Raw genomic sequence first — 25,364 nt, forward strand, 5'->3', positions numbered from 1 at the left:
CCAAACTATTTATTTCAATGAGTTAATGAATTTATCGCTACTCACTTAGACTATTCCCAGCGGTATGCAATATCCACTCAGCCTGACGCTAGCGGCAATCAATCCCAGTTACGTACGGATGGATGATGAGGGAAATATTATATCTGTATTCATTTTTATTACTCTATGCCCTTTAAAAGATAGAGCTAAGATTAAAATCAGTAAGCCAATTAAATAAACGTTATCAGCCTCAGTTCTTTATTATAGAATTTATTAATGCTAATAAAAAATAAACTGAGGGGGATTGATAACAGATAAATTTATCACTCATTAGAAATAAAATTTATATATAATTAAATATAAATTACTTAAATTGCAGTAATGGATATTTATTAATAATTAATTTAAACCAAGGCGTAAATTGGTCAGGGGTATTTTTGATTTCTGTTTGTAAGTCTGAAGGTAATACCCAGCGAATGGCAGAAACTTCATCACGATTAGGGGTTACGGCGCCATCATAATAACCAATAAAGAGGTGGTCATATTCATGTTCAATTAAGCCGCCATTGACTTCTGCATGATAAACAAAGTGGCCAACTAATGAAATTTCGGTAGTAAAACCAAGCTCTTCCATTAATCGACGTTTAGCTGCCGCTAATGTATCTTCGTTAGGGCGAGGATGGCTACAGCAGCTATTTGCCCATTGACCCGCAGAGTGGTATTTATGAGCAGCACGCTGTTGAATAAGTAATTCTCCCTTGGTATTAAAAATAAAAACCGAGAATGCGCGGTGTAATCTTCCCTGTTGATGGGCTAATAGTTTAGGCATAGTGCCTATAGGGTTATCTTGTCTATCAACAAGAATGATCTTTTCTTCCATTTGATTTAATCTTCCGTATTAATTATTTCATTAGTTTATCATATTATAGTTCAATTCGTGTTACTTGTAGATTTGAGCTTTTTCATTGATAAACGCTATTTATAACGACCCTAATCACATATTAGCTATGTGACTAGGGGGATTTTTTAGACTCAATTGGTTTGCTTAGCAATTATGGGGAACGTAGGTACGTTGTTATGCACATTAAATAGCGACTATTTTTGTTGTAGCACCCATACAGCAGCCTCGACACGAGATTTTAGATTCAATTTTTTCAAGAGGTGCTTCACATGAACTTTGACTGTACTTTCTGCGATATCGAGTTTGCGAGCAATCATTTTATTTGATAGCCCTTGTGCAATAAGCTCTAAGATATTGGTTTCTCTAGGCGTTAAAGATAGAAGATTATTTTCGGTTTGTGGGCGATTGTCTCTCAGTGATTCTGCCAACACGGAAGTCAACGCTGGGCTAACCACCATTTTGCCACTGGCGGCTTCTTTAAGAGCGACAATCAGCTCTTCTGGCTCCATATCTTTCAATAGATAACCATCCGCTCCGCGTTTGAGGGCGCTAACAAGGTCTTCACCGTAATTAGAAACGGTGAAAAGAATGATCCTGCCAGATAATTCCCGTTTTCTAAGCTCATCTAGGGTTTCAAAACCATTCATACCTGGCATATTGAGATCAAGAAGGATAAGGTCTGGATCTTGTTCTTCAGCAATTTTTATACCTGTAGCGCCATCACCGGCTTCACCTATCACGAGTAATGATGGCTCAAGACTGATTAATTGTTTGACGCCATTTCTTAGCATCGGATGATCATCAATCAATAAAATCGTGGATTTTTCGCTCATTATATTTGTGTTTCCCATGAATTGCTTTGCTCCAAAATGATTAAGTAACAGGTAAAGAAAAGGTGACTTGCACTTTTGTTCCACCTTGCGCTCTCGGAATGATTTCACACTCACCATTAAGGCTAAGCGCTCGCTCTCTCATAATAATTAAACCATAGTGGTTTTGTTTGCTTGGTGTAGGGGCAATACCTTCGCCATTATCTTCGATTGTAATTGTGACAACACCGGAATCTTGTTGAAGAGTAACTTGTGCCCAATTGGCGTGAGCATGCTTCAGAATATTGCTCAGCGCTTCTCGGATTATCTGTATGATATGAATCGATTGATGGGGTGAAATGCTTTTCGCTGGAATATGGTAATTCAATAAAATCTTAAATCCCATCTTCTGACTAAATTCGTTAATTGTGCTTTCCAATGACGGAAGTAGTCCAGGCTCCATTAACTTTAATCGAAACGTGGTGAGTAACTCTCTAAGCTGACTATAGGCAGTGTTAATTTCACCTCGCATTTCACTGAGCAATTGTTGGTGTTTATCTGGCAAAGATTCTGGTTGCATTTGTAAATAGCTAATTTGCATTTTTAGACAAGACAGCGATTGGGCGATCGAATCGTGTAGCTCTCTTGCGATAGCAGAGCGTTCATCCATAATGAGTAATTGTTGCTGTTGCTCTATTTGATGTTCCATCGCTAGCATGCCTGAAATTTGTTTTACTAGCATAAGAACCAAGTTATTTTGTTCCTCAGAAATATCTTCATTATTCTCAATTTCCGCAGAAATGACACCATAACGGTGCATATTATCGGATAGCTCCCATAATAATGTTTTGGGATGATGAACAATATCTTTGGGAATAAATGACGGATCTTCGGATAGCGGATCATTTGAAGTACAACAAATTTCATGAAAGTATTTTTCATTGCTATCTTCGTAGAGCTTTAAACTCAAGTTTTTTAAACTTGTGATATTTTTGAGTTCGCCAAGGACTTTTTGTAATCGTAAATCGAGCGGCTCAGTTGAATGTAGTATCTGATTTGATTGATAAAGATAAGAAAGTACACGGTTCTTGTTGCGAAGATCGGCCGTTTTTTCCGCTACTCTCGATTCGAGCTGATGATAACTTTGTGCTAACTCATCAGACATTTGATTCAAGGTTAGCCCTAAAGTATTTAACTCATCTTGTTTGTTATTATTAGGGTATCGTTGGCTAAAATCTTTTTGCCCAATCGCATGAGCCATAGAGAGGAGTTTCATCCATGGATAATAAATTTTACGTCTAAGGTGCCAAATCGTGACCATTAATAACAAAAAGACTAAGCCAATAAAGATCATCTGTGTCATGGCGACATATGCGATTTTTCGTTCTGTTTTTTCGTCAATATCATGAACGAGTTCATCCAACATATTGACAAAAGAGATCACTTCATACCGCGCATCGCTGGCAGAATTGGCTTCAGAGAGTGCAGGGCGTAAGGTTTTTAACCAAAATGTGTGTAATTCGGAGAATTTTTCAGTGAGATCTTCAGCTTTAACAACTTGAGTTAATTCTAGGCTGGATAAATCATTTTCTAGTATATCAAGGTACTCTTTGGTATGGTCATTTAAAGGAATTAAAGAAAGCAGCCGGTAGCTTTGCATTCGAAGTGAACCGGATTTATTAATCGCATGAGCGTTACCTTGCACACTGATTATCATACGATTTGAAATCGTCATTCCGATAATACCAAGGATGGCTATAAGCAACATCAATCCGATAACTTGATTAATAATTGAAAATCGACGGTGAAATACCGGCATATTCATTTCCTTCAAAATGACCTCGCAATCTACTTTTTCTTTTTTATGATGGTTATATTGTTCAGAGATTGCTTAAATTTAAATATACTACTTCAGGGTTAACCCTAAATTTCTTATCTATAGGATAGCGTAAATATCAGGATAAAAGTAATTTAAATAAATCTATTTTTATTTTGAATATTTATAGGGTTAGCTAAATATACCCCTTGTACCCCTCTAGTAGGTTGTTTATATAGTGTGCAAAACCTAACTTGAATATCTCTTGATTTAGATCAGTCTAGCTGTTCCTAAATGAACACAAACTGACCTCATAAATGCTATTTATTGGGGTGAGTTATGTCTCAACGAGAAAGTTTAAATACACGGACAAAACAATCTGGAGCGATTATTCAGGATTGGCGCCCTGAAGATACTCAGTTTTGGCAAACAACAGGGCAGCGCATTGCAAATCGCAATTTGTGGATCTCTGTACCATGTTTGTTACTCGCATTCTGTGTCTGGATGTTATTTAGTGCAGTTGCCGTTAATTTAAATAAAGTAGGATTTAATTTCACAACTGACCAACTATTTTTATTAACAGCGCTACCCTCAGTTTCAGGTGCACTTTTACGAGTACCGTATTCATTTGTTATTCCTATTTTTGGTGGCCGTCGTTGGACTGCAATTAGTACTGTTTTTCTTGTTATTCCCTGTATTTGGTTAGGGTTTGCTGTTCAAAATCCAACAACACCTTATAGTGTTTTTGTCATTATTTCGTTGCTATGTGGTTTCGCTGGGGCCAATTTTGCGTCCAGTATGGCAAATATCAGTTTCTTCTTCCCTAAATCACGTCAAGGAGGAGCGCTTGGGCTAAATGGTGGCCTTGGTAATTTAGGGGTGAGCGTAATGCAGTTAGTTGCGCCATTTATTGTTGGTGTTGGCGTATTCTCTTTTATGGGGGGAGCAGGCACACCACAGGCTGATGGCTCTGTGTTATGGCTAGAAAATGCTGCATGGATTTGGGTACCTTTCTTATTATTTTTCACCGTGATGGCTTGGTTTGGCATGAATGATTTGGCAGCTAACAGAGCATCGTTAACAGCACAACTTCCTGTACTCAAAAGAGCCCATCTTTGGATCTTAAGTTTTCTTTATCTTGCGACCTTTGGGTCTTTCATTGGCTTTTCTGCAGGGTTTGCGATGCTGTCTAAGACGCAATTTCCTGACGTCATTATCTTAAAGTTCGCCTTTTTTGGGCCATTACTCGGCGCACTTGCCCGCCCTGCCGGAGGCATGCTGTCTGATCGCTTTGGCGGCGTAAAAGTGACGATGATTAACTTTATTGTGATGGCTATTTTCTCTGGATTGCTGTTCTTCACACTACCAACTCAAGGTCAAGGCGGTTCCTTCATCGCGTTTTACGCGGTATTTATGGTGCTGTTTTTAACGGCGGGATTAGGTAGTGGCTCAACATTCCAAATGATCGCAGTTGTTTTTCGCAAGCTAACTATTGATCGCGCCTTGTCTCTTGGGGCTTCAGAACAAGATGCACAAAAGCAAGCGGTGACAGAGAGCGCGGCAGCATTAGGTTTTATTTCCGCTATTGGGGCAATCGGTGGGTTCTTTATTCCAAAAGCATTTGGAACCTCTTTAACACTGACAGGTTCACCCGCTGGTGCGATGAAAGTTTTCTTCGTGTTCTATGTCTCTTGTGTGTTTATCACATGGTTAGTTTATGGGCGTAAGCACAAATAATAACAACCAATAAATACGATTTAAGCAATGTATGACGCCTGTCGGCGTCTCTTTGGAGGCAATCCGAATGAGCAAATTTTTAGACCGATTTCGTTATTTCAAACAGCTTGGCGAGACTTTTTCAGGCGATCACGGACAAGAGTTGAACGTCAATCGTGATTGGGAAAATGGTTATCGTAGCCGTTGGCAGCACGATAAAATTGTGCGCTCGACACATGGCGTAAACTGTACAGGGTCATGTAGTTGGAAGATATATGTCAAAAATGGTTTGGTAACATGGGAAACGCAACAAACAGATTACCCACGTACACGCCCTGACTTACCTGATCATGAACCAAGAGGCTGCCCGCGTGGAGCGAGTTACTCATGGTATCTTTACAGCGCTAATCGGGTGAAATATCCAATGGTTCGTAAGCGCTTACTAAAATTATGGCGTGAAGCGAAAGCAGAACATCAAGATCCTGTAAAGGCTTGGTTTTCTATTATCAATGATCCACAAAAAGCACAAAGCTATAAGCAAGCTCGTGGGCGCGGCGGCTTTGTACGCTCAAGCTGGCAGGAAGTAAATGAGCTGATAGCCGCAGCTAATGTCACAACGATTAAAGAGTTTGGCCCTGACCGTATTATTGGTTTCTCTCCAATACCCGCAATGTCGATGGTTTCTTATGCTTCAGGAGCAAGATATTTATCGTTGATTGGTGGTGTTTGCCTCAGTTTCTACGATTGGTATTGTGATTTACCGCCATCTTCACCGATGACTTGGGGTGAACAAACGGATGTACCAGAATCGGCGGATTGGTATAACTCCTCCTATATCATTGCATGGGGTTCTAATGTGCCTCAAACGCGTACTCCGGATGCGCATTTCTTTGCTGAAGTACGTTACAAAGGTACGAAAACGGTCGCAGTCACACCTGATTATGCCGAAATAGCTAAATTGTGTGACCACTGGTTGAATCCTAAACAGGGTACAGACAGTGCAATGGCGATGGCGATGGGGCATGTGATCCTTAAAGAATTCCATATCGAACGCCAAGCTGAGTATTTTCGTGAGTATGTACGTACTTACTCCGATATGCCAATGTTGGTTATGTTGGATAAACGTGAAGACGGAACATATGCTGGCGGTAGAATGTTACGAGCCGCCGATTTGGTTGATTCTCTGGGCGAAGAGAAAAATGCTGAGTGGAAAACCATTGCTATTGATGAAGCAACAGGGGCGTTATGTGTTCCTCAAGGTTCAATGGGGTTCCGCTGGGATAATAGTCGCAAATGGAACCTCGAGCCTCGTAAAGCGGATGATGGGCAAGAGTTCAAAATGCAGCTTAGCCTCTTGGATGGATGCGATGAGGTTGTCGAGGTTGGTTTCCCTTACTTTGGCGGCTTAGAAAGCGAACATTTCCAAAATGTTGAGCTTAAAGACGTGCTGTTACATAAACTGCCCGTAAAACGTATTCAATTGGCGGATGGTAGCGACGCTTTGGTGACCACTGTTTATGATTTGATACTCGCGAACTATGGTATTGAACGTGGTTTAGGCGATGAGAATTGTGCCGCAGATTACGATGATATGAAGGCATACTCCCCTGCATGGGCGGAGAAAGTGACGGGGGTTAGCCGTCAAAATATCATCCGGATTGCACGGGAATTTGCGGATACGGCAGAAAAAACGCATGGACGCTCTATGGTGATTGTTGGTGCAGGTATCAACCACTGGTATCACATGGATATGACCTATCGCGCTATTATTAATATGTTAGTGTTCTGTGGCTGTATAGGACAAAGTGGTGGTGGTTGGTCACACTATGTCGGACAAGAAAAATTACGTCCACAAACGGGTTGGCTGCCTCTTGCTTTTGGCTTAGATTGGCAACGTCCACCGCGCCATATGAATAGCACCTCATTTTTCTACAATCATTCAAGCCAATGGCGCTATGAAACAGTCAAGACGGAAGAGCTATTATCCCCATTAGCCGATAAAAAAGCATTTAGCGGCTCTCTTATTGATATGAATGTGCGCGCAGAGCGCATGGGATGGTTACCTTCCGCACCACAATTAAACGTTAACCCTATTACGATTGCTAAACAAGCCGAAAGTGCAGGTATGTCGGCGGTAGATTACACGGTTAACCAATTGAAAGAAGGGAATATTCGCTTTGCTGCGGAGCAACCCGATAGCCCACAAAACTTTCCGCGTAACCTATTTATTTGGCGTTCGAACCTACTTGGCTCAGCCGGTAAAGGCCATGAATATTTATTGAAATACCTATTAGGTACTGAAAATGGTATTCAGGGGCTTGATTTAGGACAACAAGGAGAAGTGAAGCCTGAAGAGGTTGAATGGGCAGATAAAGCGGCAGAAGGAAAAGTCGACTTAGTCGTAACCCTCGACTTTAGAATGTCGAGTACCTGTTTGTTCTCGGACGTGGTTCTACCAACCGCAACGTGGTATGAAAAAGACGATATGAATACTTCGGATATGCATCCATTTATTCATCCATTGTCTGCGGCGGTTGATCCTGCTTGGGAATCGAAAAGCGATTGGGAAATTTATAAAGGGATTGCTAAAGCATTCTCAGAAGTCAGCGTAGGTCACCTCGGGAAAGAAACCGACGTTGTTACGCTGCCAATCCAGCACGACAGTGCCGCTGAAATGGGGCAACCTTTCGATGTGCGTGATTGGAAAAAAGGCCAATGTGAACTGGTCCCAGGGAAAACGGCACCGCACATTATGACGGTTGAGCGTGATTATCCATCGACCTATGCACGTTATACCTCACTTGGTCCTTTGATGGATAAGCTCGGTAATGGCGGTAAAGGGATCAGTTGGAATACGCAAGATGAAATAGACTTCCTGAAAAAACTGAATAAAACCCAACCTAGTGGTGTTAATCAAGGACGGCCGAAGATTGAAACTGCTATTGATGCTGCGGAAGTTATCTTAACGTTAGCACCAGAAACCAACGGGCAGGTGGCAGTGAAAGCGTGGGATGCTTTAGGTAAAGTCACAGGCCGTGATCATACCCATTTAGCACGCTATAAAGAGGATGAAAAAATCCGTTTCCGCGACATTGTTGCGCAGCCACGTAAAATCATCTCTAGCCCCACATGGTCAGGCTTGGAAGATGAGCATGTGTCTTACAATGCCTGTTATACCAATGTTCATGAAATGATCCCTTGGCGTACCTTAAGTGGTCGTCAACAGTTATATCAGGATCATGAGTGGATGAGAGCTTTTGGTGAAAGCCTTGTGGTTTATCGTCCTCCTATTGATACCCGTGCGGCCCAACCGTTGATGGGGAAAAAGCCAAATGGTTTCCCTGAAAAGGCGCTTAACTTCTTAACGCCGCATCAAAAATGGGGGATCCACTCCACATATAGTGACAATTTACTGATGCTAACGCTGGGTCGAGGCGGACCGATTGTCTGGTTAAGTGAAGAAGATGCCCGCCAGTTAGGTATTGAAGACAACGATTGGGTAGAAGCCTTCAACAGCAACGGGGCGTTGACCGCGAAAGCCGTGGTGAGCCAGCGTATTCCTGATGGCATGATCATGATGTATCACGCGCAAGAACGCTTGATTAATTTGCCAGGCTCCGAAATTACGGCGCAGCGCGGCGGGATCCATAACTCAGTGACCCGCGTCTGCCCTAAACCGACCCACATGATTGGTGGTTATGGGCATTTAGCATATAGCTTCAACTACTATGGCACCGTGGGCTCTAACCGCGATGAATTTGTGGTGGTACGTAAAATGAAGCAGGTCGATTGGCTTGATGGTGAGCAAGATGGCTATCAGCAGGCGCTGAGCGGAAAGGAGAAAGCATAATGAAAATTCGTTCTCAAGTCGGCATGGTATTGAACCTCGACAAATGTATTGGTTGTCATACCTGTTCAGTGACCTGTAAGAATGTCTGGACCAGCCGTGAAGGCGTTGAATATGCTTGGTTTAATAACGTCGAAACGAAACCAGGTATCGGTTATCCCCATAATTGGGAAGATCAGGAAAAATGGAAGGGCGGCTGGATCCGTAATATCAAAGGTAAATTAGTGCCGCGTATGGGCAACCGAGTCGGGGTACTTTCAAAGATCTTCGCTAACCCAGATGTTCCTGCTCTAGATGATTACTATGAACCATTTGATTATGACTACAGTCATTTAAAAAATGCTAAAGAAGGGCAACATGTGCCAACGGCTCGCCCACGCTCATTAATTACTGGGCAGCGTATGAGCAATGTCAATATGGGGCCAAATTGGGAAGATGATCTTGGTGGCGAATTTAGCAAACGCGCGCACGATAAGAACTTTGAGCATATTCAAAAAGAGATGTATGGGCAATTTGAAAATACATTCATGATGTATTTGCCGCGCTTATGTGAGCACTGTTTGAACCCAGCTTGTGTGGCGACTTGCCCGAGTGGTGCTATCTATAAACGTTCAGAAGATGGCATTGTCTTGATTGACCAAGATAAGTGTCGTGGTTGGCGGATGTGCTTAACAGGCTGTCCATACAAGAAAATTTACTTCAATTGGAAAAGTGGTAAATCAGAAAAATGTATTTTCTGCTATCCACGCATTGAGTCTGGTATGCCGACAGTGTGCTCTGAAACCTGTGTTGGGCGCATCCGTTATTTAGGCGTGCTGCTATACGATGCCGATAAGATTGAGCAAGCGGCGAGTGTAGAAAAAGAAACCGACCTATATCAAAGCCAACTTGATGTATTCCTTAACCCACATGATCCACATGTGATAGAAGAAGCACAAAAACAAGGGATCCCTCTGAGTGTGATCGACGCTGCTCAAAAGTCTCCTGTTTATAAAATGGCGATGGAGTGGAAGCTTGCATTGCCATTGCACCCAGAGTATCGAACTTTACCGATGGTGTGGTATGTGCCGCCTTTGTCACCCATCCAATCCGTTGCGGATGCAGGTATGTTGGCGAGCAATGGTGTCTTACCTGATGTTGAAAGTTTACGTATCCCAGTACAGTACCTAGCGAATTTATTAACCGCTGGAGATGTCGAGCCAGTATTGCTTGCACTAAAACGTATGTTAGCGATGCGTCACTATAAACGGGCTGAAACAGTAGAAAATCAATGTGACACCAGTGCACTAGAACAAGTTGGTCTAACAGAAGCTCAGGCACAAGAGATGTATCGTTATTTGGCAATAGCGAACTACGAAGACCGCTTTGTGATCCCATCAAGCCATCGTGAGTTAGCGCGAGAAGCTTTCCCAGAAGCGAAAGCGTGTGGCTTTAGCTTTGGTGATGGCTGTCATGGCAGCGATAGCAAGGTGAATTTGTTTAATAGTCGCCGTATCGATGCGATAGATGTGACACCAAAAACATCGCAGGAGAAAACATTATGATGTCGTTGAAAGTGATTTCGCGCTTACTTGACTACCCAAGTGAAGCGTTATGGCAGCATCGTGATGAGCTTATCGAGGCGCTAGAGCAAGCGAATGAGTTGCCATTTACCCAAGCCGTTCAACTGATGATGTTTGTGCGCGAATACCTTGATGAAGATCTGTTAGACATGCAAGCACAATATTGCGAGCTATTTGATAGAGGACGCGCAACTTCCTTGTTGCTATTTGAACATGTGCATGGGGAGTCTCGTGATAGAGGGCAAGCAATGGTTGATTTGATGGCGCAGTATCAACAGCAAGGATTGCAGATTGATTGCCGCGAATTACCGGACTATTTACCGATTTATTTGGAATATTTAACGGTATTAACCCCCGACCAAACCCGTGAAGGCTTAAGCGATATTGCGCCAATTTTGGCGCTATTGGGTGAAAGATTGAAACAACGCCAAAGCCGATTCGGTGTGTTATTTGACCTTCTTTTGACGCTATCGGCGACTGCTATCGAAACTAGCCAATTGAGTGGGCAAGTCGCAGCGGAAGCACGAGATGATACGCCAGAGGCATTGGATGCTGTTTGGGAAGAGGAGCAAGTGAAATTCTTTACCGATGAAAAAAGTTGCGCGAGTGAAGTGACGGCTCATCAACATCGCTTTGCAAACGCGGTTGTGCCTCAATATTTGGATCTTGATGCGGGCTATAATGCGGGAGTTCAAAAATGAATTTTATCAATCAATTCTTCTTCGATATTTACCCCTACATTGCCGGTACTGTGTTTATTGTCGGTAGCTGGTTACGTTATGACTATGGGCAATATAGCTGGCGAGCTGGTTCAAGCCAAATGCTTGATAAAAAGAATATGCGCTTAGCGTCCAATTTGTTCCATGTCGGGATCATTGGTGTCTTTTTGGGGCATTTTTTCGGTATGTTAACCCCGCATTGGGTATATGAGTCTTTCTTGCCAATGCATATTAAGCAATTGATGGCGATGATTGGTGGGGGCGTATGTGGGCTAATGGTACTGATAGGTGGAGCGATGTTATTAAAGCGCCGCTTAACGAATCCGCGTGTCAGAGCTACTTCATCCTTTGGCGATATTATGATCTTAACCTTACTGGTAATACAGGTCTGTTTAGGGTTACTGACTATTCCATTCTCTGCTCAGCATATGGATGGTAGTGAAATGTTGAAATTGGTAGGGTGGGCACAATCGGTTGTCACCTTCCATTGGGGGGCGTCACAATACCTCGAAGGAGTTGGAATTGTCTTTAAGTTACACCTTGTTTTAGGAATGACGCTATTTTTGTTATTCCCATTCTGCCGTTTAGTGCATATCTGGAGTGCGCCAATAGAGTATATTACGCGCCGTTACCAGCTAGTGAGAAATCGTCACTAAAAATATGGCCTTGCAAATGAAGGCAAGGTCAGCTCGTGTTCTTGTGTAAACAACAAATATTGCTAATGTAGCAACCCCATATCATCGATATGGGGTTTTTTGCTTCTTTAGGCGCTTAAACGTGTTTTGACTTGTTTGGCTAAAGTGATAAGCAAAACGAGTATAATGCCCACGATTAACCCAAAAATAAGGTTTGCCAATGAAGGCGTAATGAATTGCATTACCTTACCAATTGCAGGTGTTAATGATAGCGCTAGGGCTAACTCTTCTATCCAATAATAGACTGTTGTTATACCATGAGTCAGAATACCGCCTCCGACCATAAACATGGCAGCTGTGCCGACAACGGATAAGGTTTTCATTAGGTAAGGCGTGGCGTAAATAAGCCATGTACCTAATTTGCTTAACCAAGCAGAAGCCTTTTTCTGTAAATAGAATCCGAGATCATCCAGTTTGACAATACCTGCCACTAGCCCATAAACCCCAATTGTCATAACAATCGCAATAATGGAAAGAACAATAACTTGGTTCATAAAGGTTGTTGCAGAAACGATACCGAGTGTGATCGCAATAATTTCAGCGGATAACACAAAATCCGTACGTACTGCTCCTTTGATTTTGCTTTTCTCAAATGCCGCCAGCTCTTCCGGCGACATGACGGCTTTTTGTTCCCTTTTTTCATGGTGTTCTTGGGCGGAATGGAGATATTTGTGCATTAATTTTTCTGCGCCCTCAAAACACAGGTAAGCCCCACCAATCATCAGTAAAGGCGTCACGGCCCAAGGTATGAAGGCACTGATCAATAAGGCGAGCGGAACCAATATCAGTTTATTGATAAAAGAGCCTTTTGCTACGGCCCATACCACAGGGATTTCTCGTTCTGCTCGAACCCCTGTGACTTGTTGGGCATTTAAGGCGAGATCGTCACCTAATACACCGGAGGTTTTTTTCGCGGCCATTTTTGTCATTACAGAAACGTCATCTAATACGGCTGCAATGTCATCAAGTAAAGCAAGTAAGCTACTTCCTGCCACAGAGTGATCCTTTTTGTCTAATTTAAGGTGTGTTTAATGTTAATTAGGCTGATATTGCGATAATTAGTTCACCTTTCGGTAGGTAAATAAATCCGATTTAGAAGGAATCTATGTCTGTAAGCCAAGAGATGGAGGCTCCACTTTTTAATTGTGAATTTTTTATGACAGTGGAACCAATATATATATTTTCTCTCTAATCATCTAAATTACCGTGTTTAGATGAGTTTTAAAAAGTATCGTTTGAACAAAATAATAGCAGAAAGTGACCAAGGAAGGTGGCTTTCGAATGAATGGTTTAATAAGGTTAATACATGTCTCCTGCACCTGTTTTGAGTATTGTCGTTGCCGTTTATAATGGTGAAAAGTTTCTTCCTCATTTTTTTGATAGCTTATTAGCGCAAAATCTGAGTAATTGGGAATTAATCGTCGTAAACGATGGTTCAAAAGATAACAGTGAGGCGGTGATCCGCCAGTATCAAGATAAATTCAGTCACTTTACATTATTAACGCAAGACAATCAGGGGGTTTCTGTCGCACGTAATACCGGCATGGCAGAAGCGCGAGGGAAATATATCACTTTCCCTGATATTGATGACGAAATTAGTCCTAAAATGTATGGTCGCTTGTTAGAAATTGCGTTGGCGGGAGATTTGGATGTAGCCACCTGTAACGGAACATATATTTACACTAATGGTGATGCACCAAAAGCGATTTTTCCACCCAATAAAGTACCATCAACAGGTGTGATTAGTGGCCCTGAATGGCTGGAAATTGGTTTAAGTTCACGTAAATTTTTACATGTGACTTGGTTGAATCTTTATCGTTTGGATTTAATTCGCCAGCATAACTTTTCCTTTGAACCTAAATTGCACCATCAAGATATTCCATGGACTACGGAATTACTGCTGGTGGCGAAGCGAGTTCAATTTATTAATGAGCAATATTACGATTATCTGATCCATAATCAGTCGGTTTCCCACTCCTTGCAAGGGGATGAACGGTCTATTCGTAAGATAAATACCTATTTGAAAATCATTGATATGCTGTTGGATATCTATAAGCGCTATCCGAAACAGGTTGAACAGGCGCCAGCGTGTTTATGGCAGGTCGGTAAAGAAGGGCTTGGGATTACTCAAGCCATACTTGCCATTAAATCACCGGAAACACAGCGAGATGTCGCCCGCATGTTTTTTGAGAAAGGTTATTGGGATGTGATCTGGTCTCATGCGACGACGATCAAGTTAAAATGGCGTTTGATCCGTCGTTACACTAAGTTGAAAGCTATCGCTAAATAATCGCTAAAGGGTAGCGAATGGAAACATTGGCTACCCTTGTTTTGAAAAGGCCTAATTAGGTAATCTTTTCAATGAATCAATAAACAATTCCCACAATCTAGCATTATCCAATCGAGTCGCAACTTGCGTATGGCAGTCGCTAGCTGGCGGATGCCGGAAATCAGTGACAGTCATCCCTGTGGTCAGTGCCCCTTGTAATTCAATATTTACCGGCGCTTTTTGGGTTGTGATTAATGTTGGATCAATAACATAAGCAACAGCGCAAGGGTCATGCACAGGGGCGTGCTCATTGGTTCCATTACGTTGGCGATATCCCGCAGTGTAGTAACTTAATGAGTCCACGACAAACTGGCTTATCGGTGTATTGAGTGCGGCGATATCGGCCATAATTTTGTCTGTCGGCCTTGCTTGGTGTGTTAAATCGAGGCCTACCATGGTGAGTGGCCAGCGTTCATTAAACACAATATGAGCAGCTTCTGGGTCGATAGCAATATTGAATTCGGCGACCGCAGAACGATTTCCGGTGTGGTAGCCTCCTCCCATTAAAACCACTTCTTTAACTAAATCGACGATCTCAGGCGCTTTTCTTACAGCAAGGGCAATATTAGTTAGCCCCGCAGTAGGAACGAGTGTGACTGTTTTAGGTGGATGGGATTTTAGGGTATCGATGATGAGATCAACGGCATGGCGCTTATCGAGTGGCTGTGTAGGGGAAGGAAGATGGGTGCCATCAAGGCCACTTATACCATGTACTTCTGCCGCATTTTGGATGTTACGTATTAGTGGGCGAGGACAGCCTGCTGCAATAGGGATTTGTTTTCCACCAGCGAATTCAGTGATGGCTTGAGCGTTGTGGGTGACTTTATCTAACGTTTGATTACCGACGACAGTAGTAATTGCTAGCACATCGATATCAGGATGCCCTAATGCCAATAGAATTGCCATTGCATCATCATGGCCGGGGTCGCAGTCTAAAATGATTTTCTTTTGTGGCATTTTTCTCTCCTAAAGTTGGCAGGAAAATGGTTAAGCATGAATGTATTAAGGAATGAGCTTAACCATAGGATCCATTGCTAATTGAGTCTATCTAAGCGTGTTATTAAGGTTAAAAAATTGCGTGTACATTTCCTGTGATACATCTCGGATTTATATGGATGGTGATAAATAGTTGGTAACAAATTATTAATACTTTTGGACGAGAGTGTGATTTGATTAACATATTAATAACAATTGGATTGAGTTGCTTAGGATAATGTGGTTTTTATAAGCTTTTGGCAGCTGATTTTATCGCTGAGAGAAAATAGCTTATTAATAAGTTAATGACTTTGGAGGCAGAATGGAAAACTATCTGGATAAACTACCTGATGTGATTGATTCTGTTGCAACCAACCAATTTTATCCTAATTTATTATCATGGCTATCATCATTTATTGCATTTGATAATGCCATTGTTTATTCATTTGAAAAAGATGCCCCACCACGCTTTTTATCGAAAGTTGAAAAGCGCAACAGTGACAGTGTGAACCGCATTTATCAACGCGGGGCTTACCTTATGGATCCTTTCTACCAAGAGTTACAAAAAGGGGGAGGTTCACAGGTGCTGACATTGAGAGAACTAGCACCAAAAGGTTTTTATCACACGGATTACTATCTCAATTTTTACCGGAAAACAGGTTGGTGTGATGAAGCGGGGCTGCTACTGGAAATCACCGCAGATAGGCAGTTAGGGATCTTTTTTGGTAATGAAGATGAACCGTTTTTATCTGAAAAATCAACACAGGCACCTTTAAAAGAAGCATTTGAAATTATTCGTAGCATGGCAAAACTGCATAAAGAAATTTCTCCAAATGATGTTTCTAGCCACTATCGCTTAGCAGATATGCAGACTCGTTTCGGTTTAACGCCAAGAGAGTGTGAAATAGTGGAGCTGATCCTTGAAGGTAAAGGCTCTCCGCAGATTGCGCAGTCTCTCTTTATTAGTTTAGGCACAGTAAAAAACCATCGTAAGAATATCTATCAAAAGTTGGATATTAATTCTCAAGCAGAATTGTTTAACTTATTAATGAATCATCGAAACCACCCTTCTTATCGTCGCTGTTTGTGTTGAAATTTCTAACATCAAGCATGACTTTAAAATTGTGATTATTAATATAAAAATAATACGTAATATTATGATTTAATTTGTTTTTGTTCTATTTTTAAATTAGTTGTTTATATCGAAATATTCTACCTGTGTCACAAATGTTAAATCAATGTTTCAAATATCCCTAAAGGGCTATGTAAATGTTAAAGCAAGGTTAAGATAATCGAGGTTATCGAAAGATACTAAATAGGGTATCCATTATGAATAACCAAGTAGAATCATTAACTTATTACGCTGCTACTAAAAAGTATGACCTACGTTTTCCAACATTGAGAGAAGACTTAGATGTTGACGTTGTGATCATTGGTGGTGGCTTTTCCGGTATCCATACGGCACTTGAATTATGTGAAAAAGGCATCACCAATATCGCGATTTTAGAAGGGCGTTATTTGGGATATGGCGGTTCAGGGCGTAACGGTGGACAAGTCATGGCGGGAATCGGTCATGATATTGACGCCATTAAAAAATATGTTGGCAAGGAAGGTTTAGAAACTATTTTTAAGCTTAGCAACATGGGGGCGGGGATCATGCGCGACCGTATTGCTAAATATAATATTGATGCCGATTTTTGTCGTGGTTACGCCTACTTAGGGAGTAACAAACGCCAAGAAAAAACGTTACGCAGTTGGTTGAATGATTTTAAAGCCGTCGATCCAGATGAGGAAATTGAGTTTTACTCAGGCTCTGATCTTAAACAGATCATTGGTTCGGATGCATATACCTGTGGCATCAAGCATATGGGCGGCGGTCATGTTCACTCCTTGAATTTACTCTTGGGTGAAGCAAAAGCTATTAGCGAAGTCTATGGCGCGAAAATTTTCGAAAACAGCCAAGTCGTCAATGTGGAATATGGTAATACCATCACAGTGCGTACGGCAATGGGATCTGTGCGAGCGCAAAAAATGCTATGGGCTTGTGACTCATTCCTTAATGGTCTTGAACCCACAATTTACCCAAAAACCATTAATACCTACGCTTATCAATTAATGACAGAAGAGTTACCTGAAGAACTCATTGAGCAAATTAGCCCTATTCGTGGTGCTTACAGTGATATTCGCCCTGTCATTGATTATTACCGAGTGACAAAAGAAAACAGGCTGCTGTTTGGTAGCTCAACGCATTTTCTTGAGTATATCCCGTCTGATCTAAAAGCTTGGAACCGTAATTTGATGCTAAAAGTTTTCCCCTATCTAAAAGATGTCAAAATCGAATTAGCATGGGGCGGACCGATGGCATGTAGTGCGAACCTATTCCCGCAAATAGGAACATTGCCACAACATAAAAATGTATTTTATGTACAAGGCTATTCCGGTTTTGGTGTGACGCCGAGCCAGATCGTGTGCAAAGTGCTTGCAGAAGGTATGGTCGAAGGGTCAAGCCGTTATGACTTAATGAGTTCTATTCCTCATGCCAACATCATTGGTAAGGACAAACTGCGTAATGTCATCGTATCACTGGCAAAAATTATGCACCAAACATCGGGTTACTGGCAGGGGCGCCGCTAACTCAACTATTTTGTACCATCGTGTTAATAAATAAAAAGGTGAAGTCATGATTAGTCCACTACTGTTAAACAAACCACTTCCTGATTTACTGAATATTGGTAGCGTAACCAATTTAGGATCAGAGGTTGTTGAAGGTGACCCACAAGCTAGCGTTGCGATGATCCATGGTGAGCCAACAGATAACCTAACGTGTGGTATTTTTGCCTGTACTAAAGGTAAGTTTAAAATGGTTTACCCATTTGATGAAATGGCGACAGTATACGAAGGCTCAGTCAAACTGACTGATGTCAAAACAGGTAAGACTGTTGAATATCATAAAGGTGACACTTGGTTTGCTGCTAAAGGCACTGAAGTCCTATGGGAGATCACCGCTGAGCGTTTTGTTAAGCATTATCTTGCTTGTGTAAACGCATAATTTATTTTTAAAAGTGGAGTGATAACGATGAATCAATTAGCCCTATTGCCGGAAGTTAGTGCGTTTTTGCAACGTCAACATGGACATTTTATCAACGGCCAGCCAGTTTCCGGTGAGGGGGATGCCTTCTTTGAAGTCGTTAACCCTGCCACAGAGCAAGTTATCGCGAAAGTGAAAGAAGGCACTAAGGCCGAAGTGGATGCTGCTATGCAGGCTGCTTACACCGCTTTTCGTGGTGCTTGGGCAAAAACAACGCCGATGGAGAGAGGTAACTGCCTCAATCGCTTAGCGGACTTGCTCGAAAAACATCTTGAAGAGCTGGCGCAGTTAGAAACCTTATGTTCAGGGAAAACCATCCAATTATCGCGTTTTCTTGAAGTTGGCTCTGCTGCTCAGTTCTTACGTTATTTTGCAGGTTGGGCGACAAAAATTAGCGGTGAAACACTGAATGTCTCTCTACCATCATTTAAAGGTGAACAGTATTCAGCCTTTACCCAGCGTGAACCAGTAGGGGTTGTTGCCGGCATTATTCCGTGGAACTTCTCAATTATGATTTCCATTTGGAAGTTGGCAGCGGCGCTGACTTGTGGCTGTACTATTGTTTTAAAACCGAGCGAATTTACACCGTTAACTATGCTGAGAGTGGTTGAATTAGCCAAAGAAGCTGGGATCCCTGATGGTGTTATTAATATTGTTAACGGCGGTGGTCGTGAAGTTGGCCCAGCGTTAATTAGTCACCCATTATGTTCGAAAGTGACCTTTACGGGGTCAGTACCCACAGGACTTGCCGTAGGCCGAGCTGCAATGGAAGGGAAACTCACCCGTGTAACTCTCGAATTAGGCGGTAAGAATGGGGCGGCTTTCTTGGCTGACCTGCCTGTTGAAAAAATTGTTGATGGCATTATTGAAGCGGGTTACCTCAATCAAGGCCAGATTTGTGCGGCAGCGGAGCGTTTCTATATCCCATCTTCTTTGATGGATGAAGTATTAGCTCAGCTTAAACAGCGTTTATCTACCTTGAAAATTGGTTCTCCGTTGGATGAAACAACCGAAATGGGGCCATTGGCGAATAAAGCCCATTATGAAAAGATTTTAGGGTTATTTGAGAAAGCGCGTAAAGAAGGCAATGAAATTGTCTACGGTGGTCAGCCGATAGCTGGTGCGGGTTATTTCGTACCGCCAACCATTATCCGTGCGAACAGCCCAGATGATGCGTTAATGAAAGAAGAAACATTCGGTCCAGTGGGTACTTTCTTAAGTTACGATGATGAAGAAGAGTTGATCGAACAGATGAACAGTACGCCATTTGGTTTGGCCGCGAGCCTTTGGACTAACGATCTGAGTAAGGCGATGCGTATGATTTCACGTATCGATGCAGGAACCGTTTGGGTCAATATGCACACATTCCTTGACCCTGCCGTACCTTTTGGCGGGATTAAATCCTCGGGTATCGGTCGTGAATTCGGCAGTGCGTTTATTGAACATTACACAGAACTGAAGTCGGTCATGGTTCGTTATTAATTGTTAATGTTGTTGTATTCAGCATGCCTCCAATGCAGTGTTGCCAGTAGTTGTATTTGGACGTGTTGTATCGAGTATTTTTTGAGTCAATTTTATAGTGGTTGCCCAGCTAACGCTGGGTTTTTTTTATCTCCAAAAAGTCAGGCGCAGCTTTTCTAACATTAGCCTTAAAGGGACGTTGAGACTCGGCTGGAGAAAATTATCAGTGGAGGTCACTCATGAAAACCCGTGCTCCCTGAGCTTTTGTTATCTTTTTCCTCTTGGTAACGTCGGTATCACAATCTTCGAAGAGAGTGCCTTAACAACGTACATAACCCAGTGTTAGGTAGGGCACAGAATGCCTTTTAGATAGGTTAGAACGTTTTCTGATATTGATTGTGAGACGATGCAGGATACCGCTTATCCATTAATTATTTTTAGTCTAAAGATAGATATCAAATCGCCGTAAACTCATTTCAGTTTCAGTATCACGTTCAAAAGCCACCTAGCAAGAGCGAGTTATCAATGTACAGGTAACCGATTTGAAGGTTATTTGTAACGGCATTCACTATTAACTCTCAAACGACAAATTCTCGATATGGTTTTGTGTTGGTTTTTGGGAAACATATTAAAAATTAACACGAAAAGAGAGTTTACTTGAATTTACAAAAATCGATGAGTGAGATACAAGATAATTTAGTAGATAATGCTTTGATGGTAGGGGTAAATAATCATAAAGACAATTAAAATGTTTATTTTTTAATTTTAAATATTATAAAAAATAATGAAACTCATTTTAGTTGTTTTTGCTTTTGGTTATTTTATTTACGATAATGTTATTAAGTTTGTTTTTGTCTAAAAAATTATTTTAGCGAAAAACATGATAAATGGGTATACGTATTTTTTAATGTTTTCATATGTAAAAATTTATTTTAATAATAATGGGTAAATATACGTATATTAATTTAATGGGATTATTAAAATATAAAGTAATCATTTAAAGTGTATTATTCAAAAAGTCTTTTTAATCATTTGGTTAGTTGTGAAAATCCAGTAGTTGTATTTATATTATTATTTAATTCATCGAACAATTTATGTCACTTGATAGGTCTCACCTATCGTAAGTGGTTTGTTTGATCGAAATAAACTTCTTTAATCGAATATAGATAAGAGTTAGATTACATGCAAATAAAGAGTATTTAATTATCTAATAATTTATTTCTATTTGGTTTTTCATTTTTTTTATTCTGATAAATACTTGCACTAGAGAGATTGTTTTATGGTTTCACAAGAAAAAGAACATTTTGATGTGATTAACTCTGAAATTGGTGAATTTATAAGAATGATTAGAATAAAAAAAGGGTTAACGGGAGCTGAGCTTGGTAAATTAATAGGTGTAAGTCAACAGCAAATTTCACGGTATGAAAGAGGTTATCATACACTCTCATTATCAGATTTTACATTTATACTATCAGTGATGAATGTGTCATTTTTAGACTTTATTTCATATTCGTCATTCTTTAAGTCTGATGATTGCCATATAACGCCAAAAGATTACATGCTATGAAATGATAGCCTATTTCTGTTTAAAGAATCTTTATAGTATAGGTAAAAGTTAAACTAGTTTTAGCTGTATTGTCTTTCTAATATATCAAATTAACCTTTTAGCTTTATAGCTAATGGGGATGGACTTCGTGAATTTTTATGTATTAGAAAGTGTTTTATCTAAAATGCTTTCTAATACAGATATGTTTATCTGTGTTGAGTAATTAAATAGTCTTAATTTTATTATTCAATTTATAATTAAACTTAAAACATTGATAGGAAATAGTATGAAATTAAATAAAGCTATGGCTGTATTAGCAGCGGCTATGTTAACCACATCTTTCGCTTCACTTGCAGACGTTAACTCAGGCACCGTGACTTTCAAAGGTGAAGTTCGTGATACTCCTTGTAACCTAGATGCGGGTCAAGGCGGTACGGCAACGGTTGTTGATTTTGGCCAGCTATCTCTAAGCCAATTAAATGCGGGCGATTCAAAATACAAAAATTTTGAATTGAACCTGAAAAATTGTTCTTTGACTTCTATTGACGATACAGATCCACAAAACCCAGTCACAGTTACTAAGACCGCAACGATTACTTTTGATGGTGTTAGCAAAATTGCAGGTCAAAATCTTTTAGCAACATCAGGTAGCGCAGCAAACGTTGCAGTTGGTATCCAAGATATTACTTTTGGAACCCCTGCGGCACTGAACCTACGTGATGGTGATAATACATTGACTTATTCTGCTTTCGTTAAGAAGGTGGGTGCTAATGCTGTAACAGCAGGTGATTTCTCAACGATCTCTACTTTCGAAATCGCATACCAGTAAGTTATACAGGCTCCTTCACTATTAGGCGAAGGAGCCTATAATTTGAAAAATTAATACTATGAAAAGCTTGCTGATTATTACTCTGTTATTCTCACCTATTTTCAGTATGCCAGTCTTTGCTGCAATGAATTGGGGACAGGCAACAGTAAAAGGAGAGGTACTCGCTTCTGGTTGCTCAATTCAATTGACGAGTAAAGACCAAATTATTGATTTTGGTGCCTATGCCTTAAGCAAGTTAGAAGAAAATAAGATAAAGAAACCATTTAAAATAATTTTAAATAATTGCCAATTATCAAATTCTTACTTCAATGATGAAAAATCGCCTGTACGAATAAAGTTTACAGGTCCAGCAACAAATAATTTTAATGGCTTTAAATTTAATGATGCCGATGGTTTAGCTATTTATATATTAAGTGGAAACGATGTTGTTAAACCTAATCAATACTACCCAATTTATAAATTAAAAAGAATATCCGGGAAAACAAAATCGATTAATGAACAGCAATTAGACTTTTTATCTGAGGTTATTGTTGTTGATAAGCTAAAGCCTCAATTAGGAGAATTCTCAAGTATCATTACATTTGATATCGATTACTATTAATCTAATGAGTATTTATGATGTTATCAACAAAAGAAAAAATAACGATATTCATGGTATCGATGCTTTGTTTGACTAAAGTGTCTTACGCTGTAGAGTTTAATACCGATATACTTGATAGCGAAGATAAAGCTAACATTGACGTCTCAAGATTTAAAAATCCTAATTTCATTCTACCGGGAACTTATTTCTTTAACATCATTATAAATAGTACTCAATTGACGCAGTCTACAGTTCCTATTCAAATTATTGGTGATAGTACAGATGCCTCTGTCAGTGATGTGTGCATTGATAAGTCATACATTAATAGCTTAGGTATTAAAGAAAAGTATATTGACCAATTAACCTATTGGAATGATGGGGCGTGTATTGATTTTTCGGCATTAAAAGGGGTCAGTGTTGTCCCTAATTTATCCGAAGGCACTGTGACGCTGAATATACCACAATTATATCTCGAATATATGGATAATAACTGGTTACCGAAATCATTGTGGGATGAAGGTATCAGTGGGTTGTTATTAGACTATAATGCAAACTATCAATATAGTGATCGGGATAGCTTAAAGAATCAGATTGCTTCCATTAGTGGATATCTTGGCGCCAATATGGGAGCATGGCGCCTACGTAGTGAATACTATGGTAATTATCAAAGACAAAATTCCAATGGTAAAACATCGACAATACGTAATTTTTTATTTAATGCCATTTATTTATATAGAAATATAAAAGCGCTAGATTCTAAATTAGTGATTGGTGAGAGTACAACCCCCTCACAAATTTTAGAGCCAATTAAATTTACAGGATTATCATTATTCACTAATGATTCCATGTTACCACCAAGGTTACGTGGATATGCACCAGAGATAACAGGTATAGCTAAAACGAATGCACGAGTTGTCATTACACAACTTGGACGTGTATTGCACGATGGAAATGTACCTGCTGGACCATTTAAGATTCAATCATTAAACAGTGGAACTCGTGGTGAGCTTAACGTAAAAATTATTGAGCAGGATGGTACTGAACAACAATTTACAGTGAGTAGTTCGAATGTTCCGTATTTAACGCGTCCGGGCACCACACGATATAACGTATCTGCGGGGCAACCGACAAAAGTGGATCATTCGGTATATCGTGGTGTGTTCTTTTTTAGAGCAGAGGCTTCTCACGGTTTAAATAACAATTGGTCGTTAAACGGTGCAACAGATATTAGCCAAGGCTATCAACAGGTTTCATTAGGTGTTGGTCGTTTTATGAATCGGTTTGGTGCACTTTCTGTGAACATTACGCGTTCGTTCGCACAATTAGATCATGATAGTCCTTCAGGTAACTCATACAGTGTTAATTACTCGAAAACATTCGATGACTACGATATGGACTTAACTTTTGCAGGGTATCGATTTACTGATAGAAAATACTATACATTATCCCAATATTTAGATTTAAGAGATGATAGGGTTGTTGATAGCGAAAAAGAACGTTATCAAATAACGCTTTCTAAGCGCTTAGGTGAGTTTAATATAAACTTAAATTATCAATTGCAACAATATTGGGATAGAGGTCAAACTCATCAATATGGTCTTAATATAGGTAAAAGTATCAATCTTCCTTACTTAAAACTACAGGGAGGAAGCATTACATTATCAGCAAATAGAAGCTATTATCAAAATAAATATGATGACCAAATTAGCTTAATGCTTTCTGTGCCATTTGGTAAGCAGTTTTATACTTTTGATACAATGAAATATAACGATACTTATAATTCGCGTGTTTCAGTGTCTAATTTAACAGATGATAATGACTACTATAATATAAGTGCATCGACAAGCTACGGTAAAGATGCCAAAAAACAAAGTACACTTGCTGGAATGTATGATTTACCGACACGCTATGCATCTATCAATAGTAATATGTCTATCTCGGATAAAGGGGATAGTAGTTTAGGCTTAGGAGTCAATGGTGGGGTGACATTGACGCAACATGGTGTAGCTTTACACAGTTCATCATATTCTTCTGCCTCAAGGTTAATGATAGACACAAATAATATCGCGGATGTTCCTTTAAGTAATGGTACAACCGTGACGAATGGATTAGGTATTGGCGTTATTCCTAACATGACTAACTATTATAAAAATAGTTACAATGTGGATATGAGTAAATTACCAGATAATATTGAATCATCAAATACAATTTATGATATCGCCTTAACAGAAGGCGCTATTGGATATAGAAAAATAAGTGCAGATAAAGGTTTTAAATTATTTGCAACGATTAAAATGTCTGATAACTCAGGGTCACCACCATTTGGTTCTCAGGTATTAAATGAAAAAGGGAGAGAGGTCGGGATTGTAAGCGATAATGGATTAGTTTGGTTAACAGCGGTTCAATCAGAAGAAAAGTTAAATATCAACTGGTCTAATAAAATACAATGCAGTACGACCTTACCAACCTTAGATAATGTAAATCAAATTATTTTAATTTGTGAGAAATAGAG

The 25,364-nt window shown here is 40.2% G+C and carries 19 protein-coding genes; 14 read left to right on the forward strand and 5 right to left on the reverse strand.

The window, feature by feature from the left end:
• Positions 1-343: 343 nt before the first annotated feature.
• The 3 genes from idi to narX form a co-directional block, all read right to left on the reverse strand.
• Entirely contained in the window at positions 344-859 is a 516-nt protein-coding gene (gene idi, locus PSF11_RS06340) for an isopentenyl-diphosphate Delta-isomerase (RefSeq protein WP_004923075.1), read from the reverse strand.
• Between the two features lie 215 nt (positions 860-1,074).
• Positions 1,075-1,713, reverse strand: coding sequence for a two-component system response regulator NarL (narL, locus tag PSF11_RS06345; RefSeq protein WP_014656853.1), 639 nt, complete (start codon positions 1,711-1,713; stop codon positions 1,075-1,077).
• A gap of 40 nt (positions 1,714-1,753) precedes the next feature.
• On the reverse strand, positions 1,754-3,508 hold the full coding sequence (narX, locus tag PSF11_RS06350; protein ID WP_014656852.1) for a nitrate/nitrite two-component system sensor histidine kinase NarX: 1,755 nt from the start codon (positions 3,506-3,508) through the stop codon (positions 1,754-1,756).
• 336 nt (positions 3,509-3,844) lie between these two features.
• On the opposite strand from narX, the gene PSF11_RS06355 reads away from it, so the two are divergent.
• The 5 genes from PSF11_RS06355 to narI all read left to right on the forward strand — a co-directional run bounded on the left by PSF11_RS06355 (position 3,845) and on the right by narI (position 12,005).
• Positions 3,845-5,242, forward strand: a complete 1,398-nt coding sequence (locus PSF11_RS06355; protein WP_040132752.1) for a NarK family nitrate/nitrite MFS transporter — start codon at positions 3,845-3,847, stop codon at positions 5,240-5,242.
• A 67-nt stretch (positions 5,243-5,309) separates the two neighbouring features.
• A complete protein-coding gene (locus tag PSF11_RS06360) occupies positions 5,310-9,071 on the forward strand; it encodes a nitrate reductase subunit alpha (protein ID WP_072502546.1) in 3,762 nt (1,253 codons plus the stop codon).
• Entirely contained in the window at positions 9,071-10,612 is a 1,542-nt protein-coding gene (gene narH, locus PSF11_RS06365; RefSeq protein WP_004926510.1) for a nitrate reductase subunit beta, read from the forward strand. Before PSF11_RS06360 ends, narH begins: the two co-directional genes overlap by 1 nt.
• Positions 10,609-11,331: a nitrate reductase molybdenum cofactor assembly chaperone gene (gene narJ / locus PSF11_RS06370; RefSeq protein WP_040132754.1), complete on the forward strand. Its 723-nt coding sequence runs from the start codon at positions 10,609-10,611 to the stop codon at positions 11,329-11,331. The genes narH and narJ overlap by 4 nt, the downstream gene beginning before the upstream one ends.
• A complete protein-coding gene (gene narI / locus PSF11_RS06375) occupies positions 11,328-12,005 on the forward strand; it encodes a respiratory nitrate reductase subunit gamma (RefSeq protein WP_004926515.1) in 678 nt (225 codons plus the stop codon). Before narJ ends, narI begins: the two co-directional genes overlap by 4 nt.
• 107 nt (positions 12,006-12,112) lie before the next feature.
• Here the strand turns inward: narI and PSF11_RS06380 are convergent, their stop codons facing one another.
• Complete coding sequence (locus tag PSF11_RS06380) at positions 12,113-13,039, reverse strand: DUF808 domain-containing protein (protein WP_004926518.1); 927 nt, start codon at positions 13,037-13,039, stop codon at positions 12,113-12,115.
• 311 nt (positions 13,040-13,350) lie between these two features.
• On the opposite strand from PSF11_RS06380, the gene PSF11_RS06385 reads away from it, so the two are divergent.
• Complete coding sequence (locus PSF11_RS06385) at positions 13,351-14,334, forward strand: glycosyltransferase (RefSeq protein WP_004926519.1); 984 nt, start codon at positions 13,351-13,353, stop codon at positions 14,332-14,334.
• 51 nt (positions 14,335-14,385) lie between these two features.
• Here the strand turns inward: PSF11_RS06385 and uriH are convergent, their stop codons facing one another.
• Entirely contained in the window at positions 14,386-15,330 is a 945-nt protein-coding gene (gene uriH, locus PSF11_RS06390; RefSeq protein ID WP_004926521.1) for a uridine-preferring nucleoside hydrolase UriH, read from the reverse strand.
• 340 nt (positions 15,331-15,670) lie between these two features.
• Between uriH and PSF11_RS06395 the strand changes: the two genes are divergently transcribed.
• The 8 genes from PSF11_RS06395 to PSF11_RS06430 all read left to right on the forward strand — a co-directional run bounded on the left by PSF11_RS06395 (position 15,671) and on the right by PSF11_RS06430 (position 25,362).
• Positions 15,671-16,441: a helix-turn-helix transcriptional regulator gene (locus PSF11_RS06395; RefSeq protein ID WP_014656847.1), complete on the forward strand. Its 771-nt coding sequence runs from the start codon at positions 15,671-15,673 to the stop codon at positions 16,439-16,441.
• 236 nt (positions 16,442-16,677) lie between these two features.
• Positions 16,678-17,982 carry an NAD(P)/FAD-dependent oxidoreductase gene (locus tag PSF11_RS06400; RefSeq protein ID WP_004926527.1) on the forward strand — a complete coding sequence of 435 codons (1,305 nt, stop codon included), beginning with the start codon at positions 16,678-16,680 and terminating at the stop codon, positions 17,980-17,982.
• A 46-nt stretch (positions 17,983-18,028) separates the two neighbouring features.
• On the forward strand, positions 18,029-18,397 hold the full coding sequence (locus PSF11_RS06405; RefSeq protein ID WP_004926531.1) for a cupin domain-containing protein: 369 nt from the start codon (positions 18,029-18,031) through the stop codon (positions 18,395-18,397).
• 27 nt (positions 18,398-18,424) lie between these two features.
• Complete coding sequence (locus PSF11_RS06410) at positions 18,425-19,918, forward strand: aldehyde dehydrogenase family protein (RefSeq protein ID WP_072502543.1); 1,494 nt, start codon at positions 18,425-18,427, stop codon at positions 19,916-19,918.
• A 1,258-nt stretch (positions 19,919-21,176) separates the two neighbouring features.
• A complete protein-coding gene (locus PSF11_RS06415) occupies positions 21,177-21,464 on the forward strand; it encodes a helix-turn-helix domain-containing protein (protein WP_004926536.1) in 288 nt (95 codons plus the stop codon).
• Between the two features lie 265 nt (positions 21,465-21,729).
• Positions 21,730-22,272, forward strand: a complete 543-nt coding sequence (locus tag PSF11_RS06420; protein WP_004926539.1) for a fimbrial protein — start codon at positions 21,730-21,732, stop codon at positions 22,270-22,272.
• A 58-nt stretch (positions 22,273-22,330) separates the two neighbouring features.
• On the forward strand, positions 22,331-22,873 hold the full coding sequence (locus tag PSF11_RS06425) for a fimbrial protein (RefSeq protein ID WP_004926542.1): 543 nt from the start codon (positions 22,331-22,333) through the stop codon (positions 22,871-22,873).
• 14 nt (positions 22,874-22,887) lie between these two features.
• Positions 22,888-25,362 carry a fimbria/pilus outer membrane usher protein gene (locus tag PSF11_RS06430; RefSeq protein ID WP_272682748.1) on the forward strand — a complete coding sequence of 825 codons (2,475 nt, stop codon included), beginning with the start codon at positions 22,888-22,890 and terminating at the stop codon, positions 25,360-25,362.
• Positions 25,363-25,364: the final 2 nt, after the last annotated feature.

The sequence above is a fragment of the Providencia sp. PROV119 genome, from assembly GCF_028482435.1.
In the GTDB taxonomy this organism is placed as follows: domain Bacteria; phylum Pseudomonadota; class Gammaproteobacteria; order Enterobacterales; family Enterobacteriaceae; genus Providencia; species Providencia stuartii.